Below are 6,834 nucleotides of genomic sequence, written 5' to 3'. Positions count from 1 at the left end.
TTTCTAGTGAAGGAGATGCTGGTCAACGTAGTGGCCCTCCTGGGGATTTATACGTTTACTTGTTCGTAAATGAGGATGAGGAATTTCAACGAGATGGGATTAATATTCTTTCGGAAATCAAAATTAGCTACTTGCAAGCGATTTTAGGTTGTCGGTTAGAGGTAGATACAGTAGATGGGCCAGTAGAACTAATCATTCCAGCTGGAACTCAGCCGAATACAGTGATGAAGTTGGAAAATCGCGGCGTACCCCGCTTGGGTAATCCCGTAAGTCGTGGGGATCACATGCTGAACGTATTAATTGATATTCCCAATAAAATCACCCCAGAGGAGAGGGAACTGCTGGAGAAGCTAGCTAAAATTAAGGGCGATCGCACTGGAAAAGGCGGTCTAGAAGGATTTTTGGGAAATTTATTTAAGTGATGATGCCCTCTTCTGTTTTAACTCCCGATGCTCAACTTGATTTACGCGGCACCCCTTGCCCGATTAATTTCGTGCGGACAAAACTACGTCTAGAGAAAATGCCATTGGGAGGTTTGCTAGAAGTCTGGCTAGACCCTGGTGAGCCGATTGAGCAGGTTCCTGATAGTTTGACAATGGCAGGTTATCAGGTTGAACAAATTACAGACTGCACTAATTATTTTTCTCTGTTAGTGCGCCGTCCAGCTGCTAGCCAATGACAGGGGAAAATTTTGACGTAACTGGACAGTTATTGGGTACGGTGGTGGCTGTACAGGCTAATTTTTACCGAGTACAGATGGAGCAAGAGGCAGGGGAGCAGAGGAGCAGGGGAGCAGAGGAGAAACTGGATTTAAATGCCTCTTTGCCCTCGCCTCCTCTGCTGCTTTGTACTCGGCGAACACGTCTGAAAAAAATTGGACAACAGGTGATGGTAGGCGATCGCGTTGTGGTAGAAGAGCCAGATTGGGCTGGAGGACGGGGTGCGATCGCTGAGGTTTTACCCCGCCAAAGTGAGTTAGATCGTCCGGCGATCGCCAATGTCAACCAAATCCTCTTGGTATTTGCCGTTGCCGATCCACCTTTGGAACCTTATCAGCTAAGTCGGTTTCTGATTAAAGCTGAGTCTACTGGCTTGGATGTACTTTTATGCTTGAATAAAAGTGATTTAATTTCACCGCAGGAACAACAACAAGTTAGCGATCGCCTCCTTGGTTGGGGCTATCAACCGATATTTATCAGTGTTAAAGATGGTATTAATACTGACCAAGCAGCAAAATACCTAAGCAATAAAATTACCGTAATCGCTGGGCCTTCCGGCGTTGGTAAATCCAGTCTGATTAATACGCTGATTGACTCTGCAAAGCTGCGAGTCGGAGAAGTTTCTGGTAAACTGGCTCGTGGTCGTCATACCACTCGCCATATAGAATTATTTGAGTTGCCTAGTGGTGGTTTACTGGCAGACACTCCCGGTTTTAATCAGCCGGACATGGATTGTGTACCAGAAGAATTAATCCATTATTTCCCAGAAGCCAGAAAGCGGTTAGCAGTTGCTAGCTGTCGGTTTAGTGATTGTCTGCATCGAGACGAGCCTGAGTGTGTGGTGCGGGGAGACTGGGAACGATACGAACATTATTTAGAATTTTTGGACGCTGCGATCGCTCATCAAACACAGCTACACCAACAAGCCGATCCAGAATCCACCATGAAGTTAAAAAGCAAAGGCAAAGGGCAGAGTCAATACGAACCCAAGTTAGAAAGTAAAAAATATCGCCGGATTTCCCGGAAGACTCAGTTACAAGACTTGCAAGAGTTATATCGGGATGAGGAATAAGGAGTGCGATGTCTACAACGAACGGGCTGCGCCTACACACTCATAATGCAAAGGTTAGTCACGATAGCATAGAGACAAACATAAAAACTATCTTGTATGTCTCAGCCCCTTGCTGTCACCACTAGTTTAGAAGATGTCACTGAGAGTATAATTTTCCCACCAGGTGATATCTTTAGTGACGAACCCCCCTTGGAATCTGACTTACACCGCGAACAAATTGATTTGCTTATCCGCCTGATTAAATGGTGGTGGCGCGATCGTCAGGATTTTTATGCTACCGGCAACCTGACAATCTATTTCAGTCCCAATCAGAAAAAGTCAGAAGAATTTCGAGGGCCGGATTTCTTTGTGGTTTTAGATACAGAAAAAAAAGACCGCAAAAGCTGGGTTGTGTGGCAAGAAGATGGCAAATACCCCAATGTGATTATTGAGCTATTATCTAATTCCACTGCCTCGGTTGATAAAGGTTTGAAAAAACAAATATACCAGAATACATTTCGCACTCCAGATTACTTTTGGTTTGACCCAAATAACCTAGAATTACAGGGATTTCACATAGTTGATGGACAATACCAAGAACTTTTACCCACTGAGTATGGTTGGTTGTGGAGTCAGCAATTAGGGCTGTATTTGGCAGTATATTTGGGCAAATTACGCTTTTTTACCCCAGATGGGCAGCTGGTGATGTTGCCAGAGGAAGAATCAACTCAACAATTAGAGCAAGCAAACCAACAGTTACAGCAAGCAAACCAACAGTTACAGCAAACAAATCAAGAGCTAGAACAAGAACGTCAACGGGCTGCAATCTTGGCGGAACGCTTGCGAAGCGTAGGTATTGATCCTGAGCAAATATTCTGAAAAATAGAATTTTATCTCTAAACTAGGTATAGAAAAATAGTCCTATGAACCAAACAATATCTGATCGAGTCCGTTGGACAACCTCAGACTTAGAATTACTTGCAACTGACGAATGGAAGCGTTATGAGATTATTGACGGAGAACTATTTGTGACAAGAGCGCCTCACTGGAAACATCAAGGCACTGCGGGCAATATATGCTTAGAATTACAAATTTGGTCTCGCTCTAGTGAGCTGGGGGAAACACGTCAAACTCCCGGTATAATTTTTACAGATGCCGATAATGTCATACCCGATGTAGTTTGGATTAGTCATGACCGTTTAGCACAATTGCTAGATGATGAAGGGCATTTGAGAGGAGCGCCAGAACTCATTGTGGAAGTGCTTTCTCCTGGGACAACTAACGAACGTAAAGATCGAGAAGCCAAGCTAAAACTATACTCATCCACAGGAGTCCAAGAATATTGGATTGCAAATTGGCAATTACAGCAGCTAGAAGTTTATCGCCGAGAAGCTGCCCAATTAAAACTGATCGCAACCTTGCTGGCTGATGACGAAATCACGTCACCATTGTTACCAGGTTTCGGCGTTCGAGTTCAGCGTTTTTTTGTATAATTCTAGCGTAGGCGTAGCCCGCACTTCGACTTGGCTCAGTGACCACCGTAGGCATCGCTCATCAAACTCAGCTGCACCAACAAGCTAGTGCATTGCGGCAGAGCCAGTACGAACCCAAGTTAGAAAGTAAAAAATACTGCCAGATTTCTCAGAAGACTCAGTTATAAATGACGTTTTTTTAACCAACATGAGTTTCCCACAGAAGTGCACATGAAGCCAGAATATTGCCGGGAGAAGAAGCAAACCCGCAATTGAGTAAGTCGGCGATCGAAATTCAATGTATGTGAAGAAATATAAACTTTAAGTAGGGTGTGTTACGCCGTAGGCTAACGCACCTTGAATTGTTGAGGCGAGTTAGCTGGAAAATTAGCAGAATGCTTACGGGCTAAAGGTCTTGAACCGGAATGGATATTTTCAGTGCGGATTATACAATAAACAAATAGGCAGATATTACAACTAGTTAACAACAAAAGGTGATGGAGGCATAATAACAAATGTTGTGCCCTGACAAGCACTGTAATTAACTCAATTGAAAACTATTCTTACAATCCCCATAAAGTCTTAAAATATTGTTAATTTCAGCCAAACCTCTCCACCTTCAACTTACAAGTATCACCCCAAAATCACTATGTCTATCGGCTACGTCGCGCTTGTACTCCACGCACATCTGCCCTTCGTTCGTCACCCGGAAAGTGACTACGTGCTGGAGGAAGAATGGCTCTATGAAGCCATCACAGAAACCTACATCCCCTTATTGAAAGTATTTGAAGGCTTAAAGCGAGACGGTATCGACTTTAAAATCACGATGAGTATGACACCCCCTTTAGTGTCAATGCTTCGCGATCCTTTGCTTCAAGAACGCTACGAAGCACACTTAGCTCAACTAGAAGAACTTATAGCACTAGAAGCAGAACATAATGTCAACAACGGGCATCTTCGTTATTTAGCCGAACATTACGCGACTGAATTTAGCGAAGCGCGTCAGCTATGGGAACGCTACGGCGGGGACTTGGTGACAGCTTTTAAGAAGTTCCAAGACAGTAACAACCTGGAAATCATCACTTGCGGCGCTACTCACGGCTATTTACCGTTGATGAAAATGTATCCACAAGCAGTGTGGGCGCAAATTCAGGTAGCCTGCGAACATTACGAACAAACCTTTGGACAAGCACCCAGAGGCATTTGGTTGCCGGAATGCGCCTACTATGAAGGCTTAGACCGGATGCTAGCCGATGCTGGGTTACGCTACTTCCTCACTGATGGGCATGGCATCCTTTACGCTCGTCCCCGTCCGCGCTTTGGCACTTATGCCCCAATTTATACAGAAACTGGTGTTGCAGTCTTTGGTCGAGATCATGAATCTTCCCAACAGGTATGGTCTTCTGAGGTGGGCTATCCTGGGGCGGCGGAATATCGAGAATTTTACAAAGATTTGGGCTGGGAAGCAGAATATGAGTACATCAAGCCCTACATTATGCCCAATGGTCAGCGGAAAAATACGGGCATTAAGTATCACAAAATTACTGGGCGGGGTTTAGGTTTATCAGATAAGGCGCTCTACGATCCTTATTGGGCTAGGGAAAAGGCAGCAGAACACGCTGCTAACTTTATGTATAACCGAGAGCGGCAATCTGAACATCTTTATGGTATAATGCAGCGACCGCCAGTAATCGTTTCGCCTTATGACGCAGAGTTATTTGGACATTGGTGGTATGAAGGCCCTTGGTTCATTGATTACCTATTCCGCAAATCATGGTATGACCAAGGAACATATCAAATGACCCATTTAGCAGACTATTTGCGGGAGCAGCCGACGCAGCAAGTTTGTCGTCCTTCACAGTCGAGTTGGGGTTTCAAGGGTTTCCACGAGTATTGGTTGAATGAGACGAACGCCTGGGTTTATCCGCATTTGCACAAAGCTGCTGAACGGATGATTGAAATCTCGCAACTGGAACCAGAAGATGAGTTGGGGTGGAAAGCATTGAACCAAGCAGCGCGGGAATTGTTATTAGCACAATCTTCCGACTGGGCATTTATTATGCGGACAGGAACGATGGTACCCTATGCAGTTAGACGGACGCGATCGCACCTAATGCGGTTCAATAAGCTCTACGAAGACGTTAAAATCGGCAAAATTGACAGCGGTTGGCTGGAAAAAGTTGAGTTAATGGATAATATCTTCCCTGAAATCAACTATCGTGTCTACCGTCCGCTATAGTCTCACAAAAAATAATCAACAGCAGTAGGGTGGGCATTGCTCACCCTATATTAGTAGTGAGGAGCGTTTATTTTACCAACAACAGAGCAAGCCTTAGCCTGTGTACGAGTTTGTCAAATGCTGTCAAATCTTTACAAAGATATCCGCTTATTTCGATTTGACGACACAACCGGGCAAGTTTACATCCTGGCTGGAGATGAACTCCAAGTCATTGTACTAAGTAATGGAATCTGGGATTTTGTCAATGAACCAGAATTATGAGCAAATGAGTTTTACAGAGTTGAGAGCCTATGTCGTCGAAAACCGCGAAGACATTGAAGCTCTACGTTTTTTAATGAGCAAACGTGACCCTAATTCTAAAGGCTATCCCATGCCTGTGACAGAAGCTGATATGCAAGCCCAGATGGAAATCATCAGGCGCAAGATTAATGGAGAACTTTGAGATTATTGTCTAATTCAGTAAGCATAATTAGGGTGGGTAAATCATACTCACCCTATTGTTTTATTAACACTGCCGGATTTAGCTAAAGGCTATCTGGATCGATATTTAATTCTCGGAGTTTAGCAGCTAATCTTTGCGCTTTTTGCTCCATTTGCTGTCGAGCCTCTTCTGCGGCTTGTCGTGCAGCTGCTTCCTCTTCATGAGTTAGCAGTGTTTGACCAGTCGCTGGATTGTAAAAACGCAATTTTCCCGCCTCCAAGCGTAACTCTAGCCCTAAAACTTCACTGGATAGGGAGACTGTACCATCTGGTAGGGTATTGGTTGCCACTGGGAAATAATTTCCATCAACCAACTGTAAACCCTGAAGTTGGGGATTGAGATAATCGCCAGTGGGGTCATATTGAAAATATTCACGCACTCCCAGAAAGGCGTAAATTCCTTTCTTTGCACCTTGGTCTTTGCTGCGGGTGCTTTTTGAGGTAATCTCTAGAACAAAATCTGGGGTTTGATTATTTTCTTCCCATGATTTGTAAGAGCGTCTGTCACGGTTTTCCACTCCAAACACCACAAATACATCTGGAGCGACAACCGATTCTGGATAACCTTTTTCGTAGTAAATAAATAGATTACCAGCAACGTATACATCTGGATGATTTTGAAAGTAAATCTTTAGCGCATTTCTTGCATAAGTCAAGTAACTGCACTGGATATCTCCTTCAGCCATCGGCTTACCATCCTCATCTGGGTACTCAATCGGGGTAATGGGGATATACTCTACTGAGGCTGTCATGGGCAAATCCCTCAACTCAACTAGGGCTAGATTCAATAATATCGCTCAAAATCCTATCGCCATGACTTGGTGGCTGTGAAATCACCAAAAATTCCAAATTACAGTCGCTTTCATTGAGCAC

Annotated in this window: 9 protein-coding genes and 1 pseudogene; 9 read left to right on the top strand and 1 reads right to left on the bottom strand. The window is 44.2% G+C overall.

Translation table 11 applies throughout. The annotated features are described in order from the left end of the window. From IQ229_RS07300 to IQ229_RS07260, 9 genes and pseudogenes are all read left to right on the top strand, one after another. A partial coding sequence (locus IQ229_RS07300) for a DnaJ C-terminal domain-containing protein (protein WP_322743951.1) occupies positions 1-422 on the top strand: 422 nt, incomplete at its 5' end. Beyond that, complete coding sequence (locus tag IQ229_RS07295; RefSeq protein ID WP_194042531.1) at positions 422-679, top strand: sulfurtransferase TusA family protein; 258 nt, start codon at positions 422-424, stop codon at positions 677-679. The genes IQ229_RS07300 and IQ229_RS07295, both read left to right, overlap by 1 nt. Continuing rightward, entirely contained in the window at positions 676-1,791 is a 1,116-nt protein-coding gene (gene rsgA / locus IQ229_RS07290; protein WP_194042529.1) for a small ribosomal subunit biogenesis GTPase RsgA, read from the top strand. The genes IQ229_RS07295 and rsgA overlap by 4 nt, the downstream gene beginning before the upstream one ends. Positions 1,792-1,887: 96 nt before the next feature. After that, positions 1,888-2,649, top strand: coding sequence for a Uma2 family endonuclease (locus tag IQ229_RS07285; RefSeq protein WP_194042527.1), 762 nt, complete (start codon positions 1,888-1,890; stop codon positions 2,647-2,649). 44 nt (positions 2,650-2,693) lie between these two features. Beyond that, the gene (locus tag IQ229_RS07280) at positions 2,694-3,263 is read left to right on the top strand and encodes a Uma2 family endonuclease (protein ID WP_194042526.1); all 570 of its coding nucleotides are present in this window, start codon (positions 2,694-2,696) and stop codon (positions 3,261-3,263) included. 53 nt (positions 3,264-3,316) lie between these two features. Further along, positions 3,317-3,430, top strand: a pseudogene (locus IQ229_RS07275) (ribosome small subunit-dependent GTPase); the annotation flags it as partial. Positions 3,431-3,891: 461 nt separating this feature from the next. Next, positions 3,892-5,481 carry a glycoside hydrolase family 57 protein gene (locus IQ229_RS07270; protein WP_194042524.1) on the top strand — a complete coding sequence of 530 codons (1,590 nt, stop codon included), beginning with the start codon at positions 3,892-3,894 and terminating at the stop codon, positions 5,479-5,481. A 69-nt stretch (positions 5,482-5,550) separates the two neighbouring features. Continuing rightward, positions 5,551-5,742 (top strand): DUF6888 family protein, encoded by a 192-nt coding sequence (locus tag IQ229_RS07265; RefSeq protein ID WP_176726997.1) that lies wholly within the window; start codon positions 5,551-5,553, stop codon positions 5,740-5,742. Then, positions 5,726-5,923, top strand: coding sequence for a DUF6887 family protein (locus IQ229_RS07260; RefSeq protein ID WP_069070282.1), 198 nt, complete (start codon positions 5,726-5,728; stop codon positions 5,921-5,923). The genes IQ229_RS07265 and IQ229_RS07260 overlap by 17 nt, the downstream gene beginning before the upstream one ends. An 82-nt stretch (positions 5,924-6,005) precedes the next feature. On the opposite strand, the gene IQ229_RS07255 is transcribed toward IQ229_RS07260, so the two are convergent. After that, the gene (locus tag IQ229_RS07255; protein ID WP_194042523.1) at positions 6,006-6,713 is read right to left on the bottom strand and encodes a Uma2 family endonuclease; all 708 of its coding nucleotides are present in this window, start codon (positions 6,711-6,713) and stop codon (positions 6,006-6,008) included. Positions 6,714-6,834 lie beyond the last annotated feature (121 nt).

The organism is Nostoc cf. edaphicum LEGE 07299 (assembly GCF_015207245.1).
GTDB lineage: Bacteria > Cyanobacteriota > Cyanobacteriia > Cyanobacteriales > Nostocaceae > Nostoc > Nostoc edaphicum_B.
The sequence above is the reverse complement of the archived record's forward strand: the minus strand, read 5'-3'. Positions and strand labels throughout refer to the sequence as shown.